Annotated in this window: 1 protein-coding gene; it reads left to right on the top strand. The window is 42.5% G+C overall.

The genetic code is table 11. The features are described from left to right. Window positions 1-753: IS66 family transposase (gene tnpC, locus H5084_RS19245; protein ID WP_182692235.1), on the top strand; the 753-nt coding region annotated here is incomplete at its 5' end. Between the last annotated feature and the right edge of the window lie 25 nt (window positions 754-778).

Raw genomic sequence — 778 nt, 5'->3', positions numbered from 1 at the left:
GATAAAGTGAATAGTTACATGTGGGTCTATTGCTCAGGGCAAGACTCACCAGTCCCGAATCATCCTGTCCCTAATATCGTACTTTACGACTTCCACAATAGTCGCGCAGCCACCTGCGTGGTCGATTACCTTAATGGTTATCAAGGCTACTTGCATGTTGATGGCTATCAAGCTTATGGTAAAACGCAGGCTACCCTCGTAGGTTGTTGGGCGCATGCTAGGCGCAAGTTCATTGAAGCGAAAAAGCTACAAGGTAAACATAAAGCAGGTAAAGCTGATGTCGTATTGAGTCTCATCCAAAAACTGTATGGCGTTGAATCTCGTATTAAAGATAAAAGCATCGATGAAAAATATACAGCAAGGCAAGCTGATAGTTTACCTATTATTAATAAGCTAAACACCTGGCTTGAAGAGAATCAGCGACATTTAGTCGGTAACAGCAAGCTAATAGAAGCTGCTAACTATCTAACCAATCAATGGCACAAGCTGATACGCTACCTAGATGATGGTCGATTAAGTATTGATAACAATCGGGCAGAGCGTGCAGTAAAACCGTTTGTGATAGGACGAAAGAATTGGTTATTTAGCCAAACGACCAATGGTGCCCATGCTAGTGCGACACTTTACAGTATTGTAGAAACCGCCAAGGTAAATGGTCTGATCCCATTTGATTACGTCAATGCTTGCCTTGATGAACTGTGCAAACCAGAACCCGATATCGATAGCTTGTTACCATGGAATGTTAAAAAGTAGGTGTGGTTCGCTAGACGCTTACCTT

The organism is Psychromonas sp. SR45-3 (assembly GCF_014163575.1).
Lineage (GTDB): Bacteria > Pseudomonadota > Gammaproteobacteria > Enterobacterales > Psychromonadaceae > Psychromonas > Psychromonas arctica.
The sequence above is the reverse complement of the archived record's forward strand: the minus strand, read 5'-3'. Positions and strand labels throughout refer to the sequence as shown.